The organism is Pseudomonas sp. LBUM1664, assembly GCF_059695895.1.
This window is the reverse complement of sequence record NZ_CP166791.1, coordinates 1277857-1297052: the sequence shown is the minus strand read 5'-3', so window position 1 is coordinate 1297052 and position 19196 is coordinate 1277857. Positions and strand designations below refer to the sequence as shown.

At 59.4% G+C, this 19196-nt stretch carries 18 protein-coding genes; 3 read left to right on the top strand and 15 right to left on the bottom strand.

Going from position 1 to position 19196, the window contains the following annotated elements; all coding sequences use genetic code 11:
* Window positions 1–58: 58 nt before the first annotated feature.
* Entirely contained in the window at window positions 59–244 is a 186-nt protein-coding gene (locus tag ACA047_RS06090; RefSeq protein WP_497357589.1) for a hypothetical protein, read from the bottom strand.
* 363 nt (window positions 245–607) lie between these two features.
* Here ACA047_RS06090 and ACA047_RS06085 point away from each other — a divergent pair, with 363 nt between their 5' ends.
* Complete coding sequence (locus ACA047_RS06085; protein WP_497357587.1) at window positions 608–2233, top strand: glucan biosynthesis protein D; 1626 nt, start codon at window positions 608–610, stop codon at window positions 2231–2233.
* A 193-nt stretch (window positions 2234–2426) separates the two neighbouring features.
* Here the strand turns inward: ACA047_RS06085 and ACA047_RS06080 are convergent, their stop codons facing one another.
* From ACA047_RS06080 to ACA047_RS06070, 3 genes are all read right to left on the bottom strand, one after another.
* Entirely contained in the window at window positions 2427–3533 is a 1107-nt protein-coding gene (locus ACA047_RS06080; protein ID WP_497357585.1) for an NADH:flavin oxidoreductase/NADH oxidase, read from the bottom strand.
* A 318-nt stretch (window positions 3534–3851) separates the two neighbouring features.
* Complete coding sequence (gene recJ, locus ACA047_RS06075) at window positions 3852–5561, bottom strand: single-stranded-DNA-specific exonuclease RecJ (protein WP_497357583.1); 1710 nt, start codon at window positions 5559–5561, stop codon at window positions 3852–3854.
* 91 nt (window positions 5562–5652) lie between these two features.
* Window positions 5653–6195 carry a YaeQ family protein gene (locus ACA047_RS06070; RefSeq protein ID WP_497357581.1) on the bottom strand — a complete coding sequence of 181 codons (543 nt, stop codon included), beginning with the start codon at window positions 6193–6195 and terminating at the stop codon, window positions 5653–5655.
* A gap of 147 nt (window positions 6196–6342) precedes the next feature.
* Between ACA047_RS06070 and ACA047_RS06065 the strand changes: the two genes are divergently transcribed.
* Window positions 6343–7542 (top strand): CaiB/BaiF CoA transferase family protein, encoded by a 1200-nt coding sequence (locus tag ACA047_RS06065; RefSeq protein ID WP_497357579.1) that lies wholly within the window; start codon window positions 6343–6345, stop codon window positions 7540–7542.
* 192 nt (window positions 7543–7734) lie between these two features.
* Here the strand turns inward: ACA047_RS06065 and ACA047_RS06060 are convergent, their stop codons facing one another.
* From ACA047_RS06060 to ffh, 11 genes are all read right to left on the bottom strand, one after another.
* On the bottom strand, window positions 7735–8022 hold the full coding sequence (locus tag ACA047_RS06060; protein ID WP_497357577.1) for a DUF3509 domain-containing protein: 288 nt from the start codon (window positions 8020–8022) through the stop codon (window positions 7735–7737).
* Between the two features lie 185 nt (window positions 8023–8207).
* The gene (locus ACA047_RS06055; RefSeq protein ID WP_497357575.1) at window positions 8208–9578 is read right to left on the bottom strand and encodes a transporter substrate-binding domain-containing protein; all 1371 of its coding nucleotides are present in this window, start codon (window positions 9576–9578) and stop codon (window positions 8208–8210) included.
* Window positions 9579–9698: 120 nt separating this feature from the next.
* On the bottom strand, window positions 9699–11108 hold the full coding sequence (gene thrC / locus ACA047_RS06050) for a threonine synthase (RefSeq protein ID WP_497357573.1): 1410 nt from the start codon (window positions 11106–11108) through the stop codon (window positions 9699–9701).
* 104 nt (window positions 11109–11212) lie between these two features.
* A complete protein-coding gene (locus ACA047_RS06045; RefSeq protein ID WP_497357571.1) occupies window positions 11213–12517 on the bottom strand; it encodes a homoserine dehydrogenase in 1305 nt (434 codons plus the stop codon).
* Between the two features lie 132 nt (window positions 12518–12649).
* Window positions 12650–13381, bottom strand: coding sequence for a DsbC family protein (locus ACA047_RS06040; protein ID WP_497357569.1), 732 nt, complete (start codon window positions 13379–13381; stop codon window positions 12650–12652).
* Between the two features lie 185 nt (window positions 13382–13566).
* On the bottom strand, window positions 13567–14463 hold the full coding sequence (gene xerD / locus ACA047_RS06035) for a site-specific tyrosine recombinase XerD (RefSeq protein WP_497357567.1): 897 nt from the start codon (window positions 14461–14463) through the stop codon (window positions 13567–13569).
* A 131-nt stretch (window positions 14464–14594) separates the two neighbouring features.
* Window positions 14595–14945 carry a 50S ribosomal protein L19 gene (gene rplS, locus ACA047_RS06030; RefSeq protein ID WP_003175895.1) on the bottom strand — a complete coding sequence of 117 codons (351 nt, stop codon included), beginning with the start codon at window positions 14943–14945 and terminating at the stop codon, window positions 14595–14597.
* A gap of 45 nt (window positions 14946–14990) precedes the next feature.
* On the bottom strand, window positions 14991–15764 hold the full coding sequence (trmD, locus tag ACA047_RS06025) for a tRNA (guanosine(37)-N1)-methyltransferase TrmD (protein WP_205929660.1): 774 nt from the start codon (window positions 15762–15764) through the stop codon (window positions 14991–14993).
* Window positions 15746–16282 carry a ribosome maturation factor RimM gene (rimM, locus tag ACA047_RS06020; RefSeq protein ID WP_497357565.1) on the bottom strand — a complete coding sequence of 179 codons (537 nt, stop codon included), beginning with the start codon at window positions 16280–16282 and terminating at the stop codon, window positions 15746–15748. Before rimM ends, trmD begins: the two co-directional genes overlap by 19 nt.
* Before the next feature lie 5 nt (window positions 16283–16287).
* Complete coding sequence (rpsP, locus tag ACA047_RS06015; protein WP_003185073.1) at window positions 16288–16539, bottom strand: 30S ribosomal protein S16; 252 nt, start codon at window positions 16537–16539, stop codon at window positions 16288–16290.
* 251 nt (window positions 16540–16790) lie between these two features.
* A complete protein-coding gene (gene ffh, locus ACA047_RS06010) occupies window positions 16791–18167 on the bottom strand; it encodes a signal recognition particle protein (RefSeq protein WP_253471795.1) in 1377 nt (458 codons plus the stop codon).
* A gap of 205 nt (window positions 18168–18372) precedes the next feature.
* Between ffh and ACA047_RS06005 the strand changes: the two genes are divergently transcribed.
* On the top strand, window positions 18373–19185 hold the full coding sequence (locus tag ACA047_RS06005; RefSeq protein ID WP_497357562.1) for a cytochrome C assembly family protein: 813 nt from the start codon (window positions 18373–18375) through the stop codon (window positions 19183–19185).
* Window positions 19186–19196: the final 11 nt, after the last annotated feature.

Genomic DNA, 19196 nt, shown 5'->3' with positions numbered 1-19196 from the left:
TTCCCGAGTGATATCGGCCGGTGCTCCCCCTGCCCCGGCCGTTCACCACCACGATTGATCAAAACCTTGAAACACTCCTCATTGCATCCACCAGATAGCGCATGGCGATCCGATCGCTTTCCGACAGCTCCCGATAACGCTCCACCAGTCTTAACTCCTCCACGCTGAGGCGTCGTGTCCTGCGGGCGTTGGTCAGGCATGGAAAGAGCCCCAGCATTTCGGTAATGCCCTGTATTTTCGTCATGAGTTGTCCTTCTGTACGTCGAATTGTCCTGATAGCGCCTGCTGAATCCTAGGGCTCAGCTGCCTATCAAAACTAAAGAATAGGGATGATTCATACCGTGAAAAGGGAGTTTTAGAGTAATTAGTCAAAAAATGCAGAGATCCTCATAAAAAAAGAAATATCTGTAAGAAAATTTGACTAAACCTCGCTTTCCGTTCTCTCAGCCCCTGTATATCCCCTATGATTTTGCGCCTTGGTGAACCGATCCAGCTCTCAGGCATCTGTTCTAACGTCCGTTGCGTTTGGCCAAAGGTATGTCCGAACTCCTTTACCAATCTTTGCTGCCAGGAACGGCTCGGGATTGTTTCGAGAAAGGTTGTATTTATGCACCGCAGGAATCTGCTCAAGGCCTCCATGGCCTTCGCCGCCTACACCGGGCTTTCGGCCTCCGGGCTCATGGCCGCACGCGCTTGGGCTGCTGATCAGACCGCCGATGGCGAAGCCCGCCCATTCGATTTCAACACCCTGAAAGATCAGGCCCTGCAATTGGCCTCGAGCCGCTACGTCGACACCAAGCAAGTGTTGCCGCCGACCCTGGCCCAGATGTCACCCTTGCAGTTCAACGCCATCCAGTACGACGCCAACCACTCGTTGTGGAATGACCTCAACGGGCAACTGGACGCGCAGTTCTTCCATGTCGGCATGGGTTTCAAGCAACCGGTGCGCATGTACAGCGTCGACCCGAAAACCCGCCTGGCCCGTGAAGTGCACTTTCGCCCGGAGCTGTTCAACTACGAAAAAACCACGGTCAACACCTCGCAGCTGACGGGTGACCTGGGGTTCTCGGGGTTCCGGGTGTTCAAGGCTCCGGAGCTGGACCGGCACGACATCGTTTCGTTTCTGGGGGCCAGTTATTTCCGCGCCGTGGACGCCAGCGGCCAGTACGGGCTGTCAGCCCGTGGCTTGGCCATCGACACGTACGCCAAGCAGCGTGAGGAATTCCCGGACTTCACCAAGTTCTGGTTCGAAACCCCGGACAAGAACAGCACCCGTTTTGTGGTCTATGCCCTGCTCGACTCCCCGAGTGCCACCGGTGCCTATCGTTTTGACATCGATTGCCAGCCCACTCGGGTCGTGATGGAGGTCGATGCGCATATCAATGCCCGTACCGCCATCGAACAACTGGGCATTGCACCGATGACCAGCATGTTCAGCTGCGGCACCGCCGAGCGGCGCATGTGCGACACCATTCACCCGCAAATTCACGATTCCGACCGGCTGGCCATGTGGCGCGGCAATGGCGAGTGGGTCTGCCGTCCGCTGAACAACCCCGCTACCCTGCAATTCAACGCCTTCGTCGACAAGAACCCGAAGGGCTTCGGGCTGGTGCAGACCGACCATGACTTTGCCAGCTACCAGGACACCGTGGACTGGTACAGCAAGCGCCCAAGCTTGTGGGTCGAACCTACAACGGCCTGGGGCGAAGGCTCTGTCGATCTGCTGGAAATTCCGACAACCGGCGAAACCCTGGATAACATCGTCGCATTCTGGACGCCGAAAAAACCGGTCGCCGCCGGTGATTCTCTGAACTATGGCTATAAGCTCTACTGGAGCGCCTTGCCCCCGGTGAGCACGGACTTGGCGCACGTCAACGCGACCCGTTCGGGCATGGGCGGCTTCATCGAAGGCTGGGCACCGGGCGAGCATTACCCAACCGTCTGGGCGCGCCGCTTTGCCGTGGACTTCAGCGGCGGCGGCCTCGACCAGCTGCCGCCGGGCACTGACATCGAACCGGTGGTGACCTGCTCCCACGGCGAGGTGAAGGACTTCAACGTGCTGGTACTCGATGCGATCAAGGGCTACCGCATCACCTTCGACTGGTACCCGACCGATGACCGCGTGGACCCGGTACAGATGCGCCTGTTCATTCGCACCAAGGACCAAACCTTGAGCGAGACCTGGCTGTATCAGTACTTCCCACCGGCGCCGGATAAGCGTAAGTATCCCTGAACCTGGACCGGCCCTATCGCGAGCAGCCTCGCTCCCACAAAGTACGGTGTGGGTCACAAACTCTGTGAACAACACCCATCCACTGTGGGAGCGAGCCTGCTCGCGATGAGGCCGGTAAAACCACCGAATATTCATCCAGACAAACAAAAGCCCCGGCCAAAACGACCGGGGCTTTTTTGTTTCAAACGGGCGCTCAGTCCCGTAAATCCGACTCACGAATCGGCTGCTCCCGATGCGTCGCCCGCTGGTACTGCGCCGGCCACACAGCCTTGCGTCCGCCCAAGTCATCATCGGCGTGCAGGGCCCAGTACGGATCACGCAACAATTCACGGGCCAGGAAAATAATGTCTGCCTGGCAGGTGCGCAGGATGTGCTCGGCCTGGGCCGGTTCGGTAATCATGCCGACAGTGCCGGTGGCGATTTCCGACTCCTTGCGCACCCGTTCGGCGAAGCGCGTCTGGTAACCCGGGCCGGTCGGAATTTCCGCATTGGCGGCAGTGCCACCCGATGACACATCGATCAGGTCCACCCCCAGCGCCCTGAATCGCCGCGCCAGCGCCACGGTTTCATCCGGGTTCCAGCCATCCTCGACCCAATCGGTGGCCGATACGCGAACGAACACCGGCAACTCTTCAGGCCACACGGCCCTGACCGCTTCGGTCACTTGCAGTACCAGCCGGATGCGGTTCTCGAACGAGCCGCCATATTGATCGCGACGCTGATTGCTCAAGGGAGACAAGAATTGATGCAGCAGATAGCCGTGGGCGGCGTGGACCTCGACCACTTTGAAACCGGCCGTCAGGGCGCGCTTGGCTGAATCCACAAACGCCTGGAGCACACCGGCGATCTGCCCTTCGTCCAACTGGGCCGGCGGGGTGTGCTGCGGGTCGAAGGCAATCGGCGACGGGCCAACCGGAACCCAGCCGCCATCTTCGGGCTTCACACTGCCATGTTTGCCCAGCCAGGGTCGCCAAGTGCTGGCCTTGCGTCCGGCGTGGGCCAATTGAATGCCCGGCACGGCGCCTTGAGCGGTGATGAAACGGGTGATGCGTTGCAGGGGCTCGATCTGTTCATCGTTCCACAGCCCCAGGTCCTGGGCGGTGATGCGACCGTCGGCGGTGACCGCGGTGGCTTCGGTGAACACCAGGCCGGCGCCGCCCACGGCGCGGCTGCCGAGGTGCACCAGGTGCCAGTCGTTGGCCAAGCCATCGACACTCGAATACTGGCACATCGGCGATACCGCGATGCGATTGGGCAGGATCAATTGGCGAAGGGTATAGGGTTCCAACAGCAGACTCATGGGGCACCTCTCGAATCAGTGGGCAGGCTCCAGGGTTCTGTTTGAAAAGTCGACGAGTGACAAAAGGTGCAACACCCGACCCCGCGGGCAAAGAAAATCGACAAGACGTCACAACGGCTATCAAGCAGTGCTTAGAGCCTAGTCGACAACCTGGGATGAGGGAGGGTTCAGAATTAAAAACCGGCCCTGGTTACTCTGTGGGAGCAAAGCTTGCTCGCGAAACTGGCATCTTGTTCTTTGAAAGACCGCATCGCCTTCAGCGCGGGCAAGCCTTACTCCCACACAAGGAGTCGCCATCCAGCAGATTAGTATTCGAGCCTACCGCGGTTCGATATGAGCAATCATCAACTGCACCGTTTCCTGGCCGCGGAACTCGTTGAGGTCGAGTTTGTAGGCCAATTCGACCCAGCGCACAGTGGGGTTTGGCCAAATCTCGCGGTCGATGCCGAAGGCAATGCCGTCGAGCTTCACCGAGCCGCATTCGCTCTTGAGCACCACCTTCAAGTGTCGTTCACCCACCACCCGCTGCTCCACCAATTGGAACACTCCGTGGAACATCGGCTCCGGAAAATGCTGGCCCCAAGGCCCGGCGTGGCGCAGTGCCCGGGCCAGCTCCAGGTGAAACTCTTCCACCGCCAGGGTACCGTCCGACAACAGGCGCCCGGTCAGGTCTTCTTCACGTAATTGCCTACGCACTTCAGCGTCGAAAGCCTCGGCGAACAACGGAAAATTCGCCTCCGGCAACGTCAGCCCCGCCGCCATGGCGTGACCTCCGTATTTGCTGATCAGGGTCGGATGCTGCGCCGCCACCACGCTCAGCGCATCGCGAATGTGAAAACCCGGTACCGAGCGGCCCGAGCCCTTGAGCAAGCCGTCTCCCGCATCGGCAAAGGCAATGGTCGGACGGAAATAGCGCTCTTTCATGCGCGAGGCAAGGATGCCGATGACCCCTTGGTGCCACTGTGGATCGAACAGGCACAAACCGAACGGCATCGACTCCACCGGCAGGTCCTTGAGCTGGGCCAGGGCTTCACGCTGCATGCCCTGCTCGATGGATTTTCGGTCCTGGTTCATGCCGTCCAGTTGCGCGGCCATCTCCCGGGCCAGCGCCGCGTCGTCGGTGAGCAGGCATTCGATGCCCAGGCTCATGTCGTCCAGCCGCCCTGCCGCATTCAGACGCGGGCCGAGGATAAATCCGAGGTCCGTGGAGGTAATACGCGAATGATCGCGCTTGGCCACTTCCAGGATGGCCTTGATACCGGGGCGGGCACGCCCGGCACGAATCCGTTCCAGGCCCTGGTGCACCAGGATCCGGTTATTGGCGTCCAGAGGCACCACGTCGGCCACACTGCCCAGGGCCACCAGGTCCAGCAATTCGCCAATGTTCGGCTGGGGTTTGCTGGCATACCAGCCCAGGCTGCGCAGACGAGCCCGTAAAGCCATCAACACATAAAAAATCACGCCGACACCGGCCAGTGCCTTGCTCGGGAATTCACAGCCCGGCTGGTTCGGGTTGACGATGGCATCGGCCGCCGGCAGTTCGAGGCCCGGCAAGTGGTGGTCGGTGACCAGCACCTTGAGCCCCGCCGCTTTCGCCGCCGCCACGCCTTCCACGCTGGAAATGCCGTTATCCACCGTGATCAGCAATTGCGGCTCGCGGGCCAGGGCGACTTCGACGATTTCCGGGGTCAGCCCGTAGCCGTATTCGAAGCGATTGGGCACCAGATAGTCGACATGGGCCGCACCGAGCAGGCGCAACCCCAACATGCCTACCGTGCTGGCCGTCGCGCCGTCGGCATCGAAGTCGCCGACGATCAGGATCCGCTGGCGTTGCTCCAGCGCCACCACCAGCAGGTCCACCGCTGCGTCGATGCCTTTGAGCTGCTGGTAGGGAATCAAGCGCGCCAGGCTCTTGTCCAGTTCAGCCTCGGACTGCACGCCACGCGCCGCATACAGGCGGGTCAACAGGGGCGGCAGGTCACCGAGAAACGGCAGGGTGTCGGGCAGCTGGCGGGGTTCTATTCGCATGGGGTGACGGACATTTCTCTACAAGTCGTGGGAATCGTGGCTAGGGAACGTGCTCCCTCGCCACAATGAACCTCAATACCGGGTCAATGGATCAACCACGTTCGCCCAGCAACCATTGCAACTGGACTTCATGCTGCCCACGGTCGTCGGTCACGAAAATCGTTCCTTCGCTGATCATCACATCCCACTTGATGACGCGGGGCATGTCTTGGGCCAGGGTTTCGAGCACTTCCTGAGGCACAGAGGCGATGTTGACGTTTTTCAGGTTTTTGACCGCCGGGATCACCTTGCCTTCCCAAACCCGCAGGCTGCCATAGGCCAGCAGGCTGGTGCGTTCGGTGCGACGCGAGCACCAGGTCAGGCGATCGGCGTCGGGCTGGCCGACTTCGATCCAGTGCAGCACACGGTCATCCAGGCTTTTTTCCCACAGCGCAGGTTCATCGACATCTGACAGACCACGACCAAACGCCAGCAGCTCGTTGTACCAGAAAGCATAAGCCAGCAGACGCACAGTCATGCGTTCCTCGGTTTCCGAAGGATGGCGGGCGATGGTCTGCTTCACGTTCTCGTACACATTGCGGTCGAGGTCGGTGAGGTTCAGTTCAAACTTATAGGTCGTGGACGGCTGGGCCATGAACGGGCTTCTTGATACGAGGAAAGGCGGCAAGTCTAACCGATGACGCGGGCAATCCACGAATTGCCGACCATCAACCTGCGGCGACTGACGCTGGCCTATGATAAAACGCTCTATTCGTTCTGCCTTTGTCCTACAGGATCCATCATGTCGCTTACTGCCAAACCCCTTGCGGGCGTCAAAGTCATCGAACTCGGCACCTTGATCGCCGGGCCTTTTGCCTCGCGGATCTGCGGTGAATTCGGTGCAGAGGTCATCAAGATCGAATCGCCCGACGGCGGCGATCCGTTACGCAAGTGGCGCAAGCTGTATGAAGGGACATCGTTGTGGTGGTTCGTGCAGGCACGCAACAAGAAATCCCTGACGCTAAACCTGAAGCACCCCGACGGCCTGACGATTCTGAAAAAACTGATCGGTGAAGCCGACATCCTGATCGAGAATTTTCGCCCCGGCGTGCTGGAAAAGCTCGGCCTGGGTTGGGATGTATTGCATGCCCTGAACCCGAAACTGGTGATGGTGCGGCTCTCAGGCTTCGGCCAGACCGGGCCGATGAAAGATCAGCCCGGGTTCGGCGCGGTGGGTGAGTCCATGGGCGGCCTGCGCTACATCACCGGGTTCGAGGACCGACCGCCGGTACGCACCGGGATTTCCATCGGCGACTCCATCGCCGCCCTCTGGGGCGTGATTGGCGCACTGATGGCCCTGCGTCACCGCGAGGTCAACGGCGGAACCGGACAAGTGGTCGATGTGGCGCTGTACGAAGCCATTTTCGCCATGATGGAAAGCATGGTGCCGGAGTTCGACGTGTTCGGTTTCATCCGCGAGCGCACCGGCAATATCATGCCCGGCATCACCCCGTCGTCTATCCACACCAGCGCCGACGGCAAGCACGTGCAAATTGGCGCCAACGGCGATGCGATCTTCAAGCGGTTCATGCAGATCATCGGCCGTGACGACCTGGCCAATGACCCGCAACTGGCCAGCAACGATGGTCGCGACAGCCGCCGTGACGAGTTGTACGGGGTCATTGATCGCTGGGTCAATTCACTGCCGCTCGATGCCGTTATCGAGCAGTTGAACCAGGCCGGGGTGCCGGCCAGCCGGATATTCAGCGCCGAGGATATGTTCAGCGACCCGCAGTTCCTGGCCCGTGAAATGTTTCTGCAGGCCAAGTTGCCGGACGGCAAGGCGTTCAAGATGCCGGGCATCGTACCGAAACTGTCCGACACACCGGGTACATCCGAATGGGTCGGACCAGGGCTGGGGGAACACAACGCACAGGTACTCGGAGAGCTGGGCTACGATGCGCAACAGATCACCCAATTGCGCACGGACGGGGCCATTTGAACTTCACAAAATACCCGCCGCAGCGTTAAACGCCAGGCAAAAGAAACCCCGAGAAGTGGGGAGACGACTCGGGGTTAAACGTGACCATTCAGGGTCCGTACAACAAGCGACAAGCACCGGAGCACAATGCTTGATCTTGTTGGTAAAAGATCTGACTCATCAGGACGTAGGAAGGTTCCCACAAAATATCGTTCAATTCGGGACGGCCATGACCTTGTCGCGCGCCAGATTACGCAGCGCCGCGATCACACAGGGCTCCAAGCGGCCCTCGGCAATCAGTACATCGCGATGCAGGCCATCGACCACGTCCGTCAGTTGGCGCTTATCGGTCAATTGGGCCTGATTGAATACGCGCTCGACCATAATGGCTCCCAAGGCATTCTTCAGCGTCACCAGGCATTTGCCCTTGGCGCCAGAGGGAGTCAGCGTGACCTGATACGGGCTCAAAGCCTCACCCAGCAATAGGCTGATACTTTCCATTCGCTCACCCTTCAATAGTCTGAAAACAACTGCGTGTTCACAGTAAGTGACCGTGAGCCGCAGCAGAAAGTTCGTCGGAGCGCCAGCCGGCGCTCTTCAAACCTGTTCGACCGAGCATGCGCGTCCAATATGACAGGTAAACAACAGACTTTACCTGAGCCAATGTTCGTTGCGAGCGTTCTGTATCAAGCCAGGAATTTGTCGCAACGGCGCCACCGACGCCCTACATCGATCCACCCCCCTAAAAGACCGCGCAGTTGCCCATCGGCCCCGTAGAAAGGCACCGACCAATGGTAGATATCCCGCAATCCGCTGCGGAACATCAATTGACGGTCGACGAATCGAGACTGGCCGGTTCGCAATTGCTCCATCATCTCCCCATGCAGCAACTCGGCAGTGGCTGGAGGAAACGCCGCGGAGTCCGTCAACCGCGTACCCCGCAGTTTTTCGAAGCGGGTTGCAAACTGGTCTTCGTAACTTTTGTTGCACATGATCAGGCGCCCTTCCAGATCACGGATAAAAATCGGATCGGGAATGGCATCCATCAAGGCTCTCTGAAGCATCAACTGGTCTTTGAGGACAGCCTCGGCCTTGAGGCGCTGATCGATCTGTATCTGCAGGCGGCGGCTCCATAGCAGGGACAGCAGAGCGAACACACTGACCCCGACCACACACCAGTAACCCCAGCGGGAAACGCGGCGCCAGATCGACGGCGCCTGGGCGGGCGCAACGCCCGCCAGCCACTTGGAGCGCAGCACCCGCATTTCTTCGGCCGGAAAGGCTTCCAGCGCTTTATTCAGAATACTCAACAACGGCAGAAGATCCTGGCGCACAGCCAGATAGTCCGGTTCCCACTTGCCCTCAAGGTTTCTTCCTACTTGCAACTGCCCCACCGGATAAAGATGCACCCCGGTTTCATTTTCGATGGTGGCATAGGCTTCCCGGCTCTCCACCAGTGCCCTCGCCTCCCCATACGTCTTGACCGTGCGCAACTCGATGGCCGGATAGTCACGCCTGATTTCCGCCTCCAACGCATGCCGAGCCGGCAAAGCCAGGACCTTGCCCTTGAGCTGTTCCAGCGAATGGAGCGCCTCCCCCCCGTCACGTCCGACAAATACCCAGCCGGAACCGCCAAATGCATGGCTGAAATTCAGGAAATTCCTACGTTCGTCGTTCATCGCCATGGTGGTTGTCATGTCGGCCTCGCCATTCTCCAGCATCGTCAGCAACTGACCGGGGGAGAATAACTCCCGATGCACGAACTCAAGACCCGTCATTTGCGCAATGCGCTGGAGAATGTCGTTGTTCAGCCCGTTCCACTGCCCGAGCTCGTTTTTGAACAGGAACAACGGAAATTGCATCGAGGCCACGATGACCCGCGGGTTCTCCTTGATCCACTTCAGTTCTTGCGCGTCCAGCAGCAGCCGCTCGCCGGGATCGAACGCAGGCCCTTCGAAGGCCGCCAACTGTGCCGCGCCGCCCCACTGCGCCCAGTACATCAGGCCCAGGCCTATCATCCAGCTCCACGCCGGTTTGTATCGGGTAAAAAACAACATCTGCAGTTCCTTCGAGATTACTCGCCCGTCCCTCCAAGGGCGAAAACCCGACCAGTTTGGCATGCAGAAACAAGAAAGCCCGTCAGGAGACGGGCTTCAAAATGTGACAGGTTTCAGCGGTCAGAGAGGCTTGCCGCGGTTGCCATGCTGACTGACAAAGGCCTGCACGGCTTTCAGGTCGTTAGGCAACACGGTGCAACGCTCATCTCGCTCAAACAAATCAGAAAGATGTGCAGGTAGCTCAAGCGCTTTTCCTACGCCCGCTTTCTCCACCGCTTCCGGAAACTTGACCGGGTGAGCGGTGCCCAGGATCACCATCGGGATGTCCAGGCTGCGACGGCACTCACGGGCGGCTCTCACGCCAATGGCCGTGTGCGGATCGAGCAATTCACCGCTTTGCTCGAACACCTCGGCAATGGTTTCACAGGTTTGCGCATCGTCCACCGCCAGCGAGTCGAACAGCTTGCGGGCTTCGGTCCAGCGCTCAGGCTCGACACTGAAACCACCGCCCTGCCTGAAACTGTCCATCAGACCGGCAATCGCCGCGCCATTGCGACCGTGCAGGTCGAACAGCAGGCGCTCGAAGTTCGACGACACCATGATGTCCATGGAAGGCGACAACGTGGCGTGCAGGGTTTCCTTGACGTACTGGTTACCGCTCATGAAGCGGTGCAGGATGTCGTTGCGATTGGTGGCGACGATCAATTGGTTGATCGGCAGCCCCATGTTGCGCGCCAGGTAACCGGCGAAAATATCGCCGAAGTTGCCGGTCGGCACCGAGAACGACACCGAACGCGCCGGGCCGCCCAGTTGCAGGGCCGCGTGGAAGTAATAAACGATCTGAGCCATGATCCGCGCCCAGTTGATCGAGTTCACCGCCACCAACCGTGTGCCCTTGAGGAAGCTCTGGTCGGCGAAACTGGCCTTGACCATCTCCTGGCAGTCATCGAAGTTGCCTTCGATGGCGATGTTGTGGATGTTTTCGCCGAAAATCGTCGTCATCTGCCGACGCTGCACTTCCGAAACACGGTTGTGCGGGTGCAGGATGAAAATGTCGACGTTCTCGCAATGCTTGCAGCCTTCGATGGCGGCCGAACCGGTGTCGCCAGAGGTGGCACCGACAATGACCACGCGCTCGCCACGCTTTTGCAGCACGTAGTCGAGCAGGCGACCGAGCAATTGCAGGGCGAAGTCCTTGAATGCCAGGGTCGGGCCGTGAAACAGCTCCATCACCCACTCGTTACCGTTGAGCTGACGCAACGGTGCGATGGCGTTGTGGGAAAAGACGCCATAGGTCTCTTCTAGAATTTTCTTGAAATCGGCGTCCGGGATGCTACCGGTGACGAACGGGCGCATCACCCGGAATGCCAGCTCGTGATACGGCAGGCCGGCCCAGGAGGCGATTTCTTCCTGGGTGAAGCGCGGCAGGCTTTCCGGCACATAAAGGCCGCCATCCGTGGCCAGACCGGCCAGCAGGACATCTTCGAAATTCAGGGCCGGTGCCTGGCCGCGGGTGCTGATATAGCGCATAAAGGCAAACCTTTGGTTTGGGCTTCAAGCTGCAAACCACAAGCTACAAGTAAAAGCGGGGCTGCTTTTAACTTGGAGCTTGCCGCTTGCCGCTTGGAGCTGCTTCAGTTCAAATGTTCAACGCGAATACGGACCACAGGGCCAACGACGTCCTGGAGAGCCTCCAACGCAGCGATTGCGTCGTTGATGCGCTGCTCGACCACACGGTGCGTCAGCAGAATCATCGGCACCAGGCCGTCATGCTCCTCGACTTCCTTCTGCATGATCGACTCGATGTTGATGCCGCGCTCCGAGAGGATACTCGCCACTTGGGCCAGCACGCCCGGATGGTCCTTGGCCTGGATGCGCAAGTAGTAGGCACTTTCGCACGCTTCGATCGGAAGAATCGGATGAGCCGACAGCGAGTCCGGCTGGAAGGCCAGGTGCGGCACACGGTTTTCCGGGTCGCAGGTCATGGCGCGCACCACATCCACCACGTCGGCCACCACCGAAGAAGCGGTTGGCTCCATGCCGGCGCCAGCACCGTAGAACAGCGTCGAGCCGCAGGCATCGCCGTTGACCATCACCGCGTTCATCACACCGTTGACGTTGGCGATCAGCCGGTCGGCCGGGATCAGCGTCGGGTGCACGCGCAGTTCAATGCCACTGGCGGTGCTGCGGGCCACGCCCAAGTGCTTGATGCGGTAGCCCAGGGCCTCAGCGTAGTTCACGTCAGCGGTGGTCAGCTTGGTGATGCCTTCGGTGTAGGCCTTGTCGAACTGCAGCGGAATACCAAAGGCGATGGACGCCAGGATCGTCAGCTTGTGCGCCGCGTCGATGCCTTCCACGTCGAAGGTTGGATCAGCTTCGGCGTAACCCAGGGCTTGGGCTTCGGCGAGTACGTCCTCAAAGGTGCGACCCTTCTCGCGCATCTCGGTGAGGATGAAGTTACCGGTGCCGTTGATAATCCCGGCGACCCAGTTGATACGGTTGGCCGACAGGCCCTCGCGGATGGCCTTGATCACCGGGATACCACCGGCCACGGCGGCTTCAAAAGCCACGATCACGCCCTTTTCACGGGCCTTGGCGAAAATCTCATTACCGTGAACAGCGATAAGCGCTTTGTTCGCGGTGACCACATGCTTGCCATTCTCGATGGCCTTGAGTACCAACTCGCGGGCAACGGTATAGCCGCCCACCAGCTCTATGACGATATCGATCTCAGGGTTCGTGGCCACTTCGAAGACATCGTTGGTAATCGCAATACCGGTCGTCTGGAACTGAGGCTTTGGCGTGCGCATGGCAATTTGTGCCACTTCGATTTCACGCCCGGCACGACGAGCAATTTCCTCGGCGTTGCGCTGAAGTACGTTGAAGGTGCCGCCACCGACGGTACCTAACCCACAGATGCCTACTTTGACCGGATTCACTCTTGACTCCCCATGAAACGGCCGACGCAAGGTCGGCCGTGAAATACAGCCGCGCAGCAACGCGACTTAGTGTTTAACGGCCCGACGAAAGTTTTCGCCGAGCCATGATCTTCAGGAACGGACCGCCCATGATCATTTCGCGCCAAGGGCCAGTTTGGCCACTTGTGGCGCCGGCTGGTAGCCCGGAATCACCTGGCCGTCTGCCAAGACGATGGCCGGCGTACCGTTCACACCGATGGACTGGCCGAGGGCGAACTGCTTGGAAACCGGGTTCTCGCACTTGGCGGCCTTGATTTCTTTGCCATCGACCATTTTGTCCATGGCCGCTTTCTTGTCCTTGGAGCACCAGACCGCCTGCAACTGCTCATCACCCGGCGAGCCCAGGCCCTGGCGCGGGAACGCAACATAGCGCACTTCGATACCGCGCTTGTTCAGCTCAGGCACTTCGGCATGCAGTTTGTGGCAATACGGGCAGGTGGTGTCGGTGAACACAGTGATGTGGGATTTGGTTTCGCCGACCGCCGGGTAGACCACGGTTTCAGCAACCGGAATCTCGTTGATCAGTTTGGAAATACCTTGGCGCTCGGTGATCTCGGTAAGATTGACCGGCTTGCCATCCTTGAGCTCGAACAGGTTGCCCTGGACGATGTACTGACCATCGGCGCTGGCGTAAAGCACCCGACTACCCTTGAGCTTGACTTCATACAGGCCAGACATGGGGCTGGCGGAGATGGCTTCGATCGGCACCTCGAGCTGAAGGTTTTCCAGGCTCTTGCGGATAGCCTTGTCGGCCGCGTCGTCGGCGATGGCAAAGGTACTGGCCAACGCGATGGCGGCGGCGGTAAACATCTGGATCAAACGCATGGGGACTCCTGAGGCGAACAAATGGGACGGGGAAACGCCGACCCGCAGATTCGGGTTCCGGCCGCCCACTGTGCAAACCGGCAAAGCCTACCACATAAGGCCAGCGAGGCCGAATGCCGGTGATACAAGGCGTTGGTGGATGCTTCTTTTGTGGAAGCAAGGCTTGCTCCCACGAGCTTTTTCATTCAACCACGCGGGTGATGTTTGGCGTGCAGGTCCTGCAACCGTGCCCGGGCAACATGCGTGTAGATCTGGGTAGTGGACAAATCGCTGTGACCCAGCAGCATCTGCACCACCCGCAGGTCAGCGCCGTGATTGAGCAGATGCGTGGCGAAGGCGTGGCGCAAGGTGTGGGGCGAGAGGGATTTACCGATCCCGGCCACTTTGGCCTGGTGCTTGATGCGATACCAGAAGGTCTGGCGGGTCATCTGCTCACCGCGCAGGCTCGGGAACAACACGTCGCTGGGGCGCCCAGCCAACAGTTCGTGGCGGGCATCACGCATGTAACGCTCGACCCAGACAATCGCCTCTTCGCCCATCGGTACCAGGCGCTCCTTGCTGCCCTTGCCCATCACCCGCAACACGCCCTGACGCAGGTTGACCTGCTCCAGCGTCAAGCTGATCAACTCGGTGACACGCAGGCCGCAAGCGTACAAGACCTCCAACATGGCCCGATCGCGTTGACCAATGGCTTCGCTGAGGTCCGGTGCCGCCAGCAGCGCCTCCACATCGGCTTCCGACAGGGATTTAGGCAGTGGTCGCCCCAGTTGCGGCATTTCCACGCGCAAGGTCGGATCGACCGCGATCAGTTTTTCCCGCAGCAAATAGCGATAAAACCCACGCAAACCGGAGAGAAACCGTGCCGTAGATCGCGGCTTGTAGTTCTGTTCCAAACGCCATGCCAGGTGATCGAGGATCAACTCCCTCCCGGCGTTGGCCAGTTCCAGGCCTTTTTCCTGCAACCAGCCGTTGAACAGTGCCAAGTCACTGCGATAGGCATCGCGGGTGTTATCGGACAGGCCCTTCTCCAGCCACAAGGCATCGAGAAACTGGTCAATCAGCGGGTGGTCGATGGCTGGCATAAAAACTCATGAAGGATGCGAATGTAGGCGGCATCGAAATGGAGGACTAAGGCATGCAGGGTGCGCAAAGACCAAATCGCAGGCAACAAAAAAGCAGCCCGCAGGCTGCTTTTTTTGCATCGGAAGCTGACTTAAGCCAGTTTTTCCTTGATGCGAGCTGCTTTACCGGACAGGTCACGCAGGTAGTACAGCTTGGCTTTACGCACGTCACCACGACGTTTCACGGCCATGCTGTCGATTTGCGGGCTGTAGGTCTGGAAAGTACGCTCTACGCCAACACCGTTGGAGATTTTACGAACGGTGAAAGCACTGTTCACGCCACGGTTACGCTTGGCGATAACGACGCCTTCGAACGCTTGCAGACGGGAACGGTCACCTTCCTTCACTTTCACCTGAACGACAATGGTGTCGCCCGGGGCAAAGGTAGGGATTTCTTTGGTCATCTGCTCTGCTTCGAGTGCAAGGATGATTTTGTTAGTCATGCTGTGCTCCTAAGGCAAGTCGTCGGACTTACCATCGATACGTTGTTAACTATCGTCCCGCTCGCGGATGTATTCCTCGAGCAGCTTCTTCTCTTCTCCAGAAAGCGAGCGGCTTTCCAGAAGATCGGCGCGTCGTTCATAGGTCCGACCAAGGGACTGCTGTAAACGCCAACGCCGGATGTGCGCGTGGTTGCCACTTAGCAACACGTCGGGAACACGCTGATCCGCATACACCTCCGGTCGGGTGTAGTGCGGGCAATCCAGCAGACCATCCGTAAAGGAATCTTCCTCAGCGGAATCTGCATGCCCTAAAGCTCCAGGCAGCAGTCGTGTAACCGCATCGATCAGGACCATCGCCGGCAGCTCGCCGCCAGACAGTACATAGTCGCCAATCGACCACTCTTCATCGACATGAGCTTCAATGAAACGCTCGTCAATGCCTTCATAACGGCCGGCAATGAGGATCAATGCATCCAAATTCGCCAGCTCGCGTACCGCCGACTGAGTCAGCTGACGGCCTTGGGGCGACAGGTAAATCACCTTCGCGCCCTCCCCGGCTGCGGTTCTGGCCTGAACCAGAGCGTCTTCCAGGGGCTTGATCTTCATCACCATGCCCGGACCACCGCCAAACGGGCGATCATCCACAGTGTGATGCCGATCCGTGGTGTAGTCCCGCGGATTCCAACAGGTGAGCTGCAACAGCTCCTGTTTCACCGCGCGGCTGGTTATGCCGTACTCGCTGATGGCGGAAAACATCTCGGGAAACAATGTGATGACTTCAACGCGCAAATTAGCCACGTTTAGAAATCCGCATCCCATTCCACCTTCATCTCGCCTGCCTCCAGGTCGACGGCCAACACGCATTGCTCGGTATAGGGCAACAGGCGTTCGCGATCATCCAGGCTGCCGACGCAAGGCTTGACCACCATGACATCGTTCGAACCGGTCTCGAGCAGATGATCGATTTTCCCGAGCAATTGCCCGAGTTGGTCGATGACCTTCAGACCCACCAGCTGGTACCAGTAGTACTCGCCGTCGGTCAGTTCAGGGAACAGGTTGCGTGGCACGCAGATCTCATAACCGGCCAGAAGACGCGCTTCTTCACGATCATCGAGACCCTTGAGCTTTGCGACCAGGAACTTGTCGTTCCCGCGTCCGCTGACCAGCTCAACCTGTTTCACGCTACCTTCGCGCTTGAGCGTCCAGGTTTTGTAGTCCAACAGGTTTTTGATCGGATCAGTAAAGGAATACACCTTCACTTCGCCGCGAACGCCATGAACAGAATAGATTTTGCCGATAACGATCAAATCATCAGCATCTTTTGGCGTCGCGTTCATATTGCTCAGGCCGCAGCCTTAGCCGATTCCTTCAACAACTGAGCAACGCGCTCAGAAGGTTGTGCACCAACGCTCAGCCAGTAGGCTACGCGCTCTTGGTTCACGGACAGACGAATTTCCTGACCACGGGCAACAGGGTTGAAGAAACCAACCTGCTCCTTGTGGGAACCGTCGCGCGGGTTGCGGCTGTCGGTTACGGTCAGGTGGTAAAACGGGCGCTTTTTGGAGCCGCCAAGGGCAAGACGGATTGTTAGCATGTGAACATCGTTCCTGTAGTCGGTGCTGCAAATCTAAATGCACAGCGGGCATAGGTGCCCGAAAGGCCGCATATTCTAAGGAATATCCGGACTTTTGCAAATGTCTTTTTCCGGCGCCTATCGGCATGCCATTCAGATCTGCCATGAAGCCGTCGTTGAAAACGGCCGGTCAGCGCCCGCCGAAGGCGGGTTGGCTGGAGATCCCACGTCCCCGTGGGCAGCACCGGCATGACTGCCGGCGCCTGGATTCTTTACATTTTGGGCATGCCACCGCCGGGCAACATACCGCCCATGCCGCGCATCATCTTGGCCATCCCGCCTTTGGCGGAGAATTTCTTCATCATCTTCTGCATCTGCTTGTGCTGCTTGATCAAGCGACCGATGTCCTGCACCTGAGTGCCGGAACCCATGGCGATGCGGCGCTTGCGCGAGCCGCTGATCAGTTCAGGGTCGCGGCGCTCGGCCGGGGTCATGGAGTTGATGATGGCTTCCATCTGCTTGAACTGCTTTTCAGCCGCGCCCTGGGCGTTGCCCATCTGCGCCAGGTTCACGCCACCGATGTTCGGCAGTTTGTCCATGAGGCCGCCGAGGCCGCCCATGTTCTTCATTTGTTGCAGCTGGTCGCGGAAGTCTTCGAGGTCGAAGCCCTTGCCCTTCTTCAGCTTCTTGGCCAGTTTTTCGGCCTTGTCCTTGTCGAGGGTCTGCTCGGCCTGCTCGATCAGGCTGAGCACGTCGCCCATGCCCAGGATGCGCGAAGCAATACGCTCGGGGTGGAACGGCTCGAGCGCTTCGCTCTTCTCGCCCATACCGATGAACTTGATCGGCTTGCCGGTGATGGCGCGCACCGACAGTGCGGCACCGCCACGGGCATCGCCGTCGACCTTGGTCAGGATCACGCCGGTCAGCGGCAGCGCGTCACCAAACGCCTTGGCGGTGTTGGCCGCGTCCTGGCCGGTCATGGCATCGACGACGAACAGGGTTTCCACCGGGTTGATCGCGGCATGCAGCGCCTTGATCTCGCCCATCATCTCTTCATCGATGTGCAGGCGACCAGCGGTGTCGACGATGACCACGTCGATAAACTTGAGTTTTGCTTCTTTAATAGCCGCCTGGGCGATGTCCACCGGCTTCTGGCTCAGGTCGGACGGGAAGAACGTCACGCCGATGTCGTTGGCCAGGGTTTCCAGCTGCTTGATCGCCGCCGGGCGGTAGATGTCCGCGGACACCACCATCACCGACTTCTTCTTGCGCTCTTTAAGGAAGCGCGCCAGCTTGCCGGCGGTAGTGGTCTTGCCCGCGCCCTGCAGACCGGCCATCAGCACCACCGCTGGCGGCACGGCGCTCAGGTTCAGGTCTTCGTTGGCGGCGCCCATCAGGCTTTCGAGCTCGGCCTGGACGATCTTCACGAACGCCTGACCCGGTGTGAGGCTGCGCGACACTTCGGTGCCGACGGCGCGTTCCTTGACCGAATTGACGAAGTCCTTGACCACCGGCAGGGCGACGTCGGCTTCGAGCAACGCCATGCGCACTTCGCGCAGGGTGTCTTTGATGTTGTCCTCGGTCAGCTTCGCCTTGCCGGTGACATGGCGCAGCGTCTGCGAGAGACGGTCGGTTAGGTTTTCAAACATGCGCGATCCTTTCAGGCCCAGATGAGGCCGGGATAATGGCGGCCCAGACCGTGAAAAATGTGCTCGGCGAGCCTGCGGCGTGGGCAGGTCGCGGATTATAGCGAAGAAGCGTGCGACGTACAGCTCGCTGTCGTCGCTATGGTCTTTCGTGCAGTGGGGGTTCTATGCCAAACTCAGCGCCTTTCGGGCTTGCCTAACAGGATTTATGCTCCCCTTGTCACCCAGCTTGCTTGCTACCCTCGCCGCCGCTTGTCTTTACGCCGCTGCGACCCTCTATCAAGGCACTCGCCTGGCCACCGGCGCCAAGGCGAATAAACGTCTGCTGGTCACGCTTGGCGTGCTGGCGGTGCTTGCCCATGCGGTCAGCCTTTATAGCCATCTGATGACGCCGATCGGCCTGGGCCTGGACTTTTTCAACGCCGCCAGCCTGATCGCCGTGGCCGTGATCGCCCTGACGCTGTCGGCCTGCTCGCGCATCCCGGTGGAAAACCTGCTGGTGCTGCTCTTCCCGCTAGGGCTGGCCACGGTACTGCTGGCGCAGTTCGCGCCGTCAGGCACGGTGCAGATCATCGACGAAGAGCCGGGCATCCTTGCCCACATCCTGCTGTCGATCCTTGCCTACGGCCTGTTCACTATTGCGGTGTTCCAGGCATTGCTGTTGCTGGTGCAGGATCACCAGCTCAAGCACAAGCACCCGTCCGGGCTGATCCGCAATTTCCCGCCGCTGCAAACCATGGAAAGCCTGCTGTTCGGCTTCCTCTGGGCCGGCTGGACCCTGCTGTCGCTGTCGCTGATCTCCGGCTGGTTGTTCGTCGAGAACCTGTTCGCCCAGCACCTGGTGCACAAGACCCTGCTGGCCTGCCTGGCATGGGTGGTGTTCAGCGTGTTGCTGTGGGGTCGCAACCGTCTCGGCTGGCGTGGACACAAAGCCATTCGCTGGACCCTGGCCGGTTTCTGCCTGCTGATGCTGGCGTATTTCGGCAGCAAGCTGGTCCGTGAATACATCCTGCATATCTGACGGACGGCTCT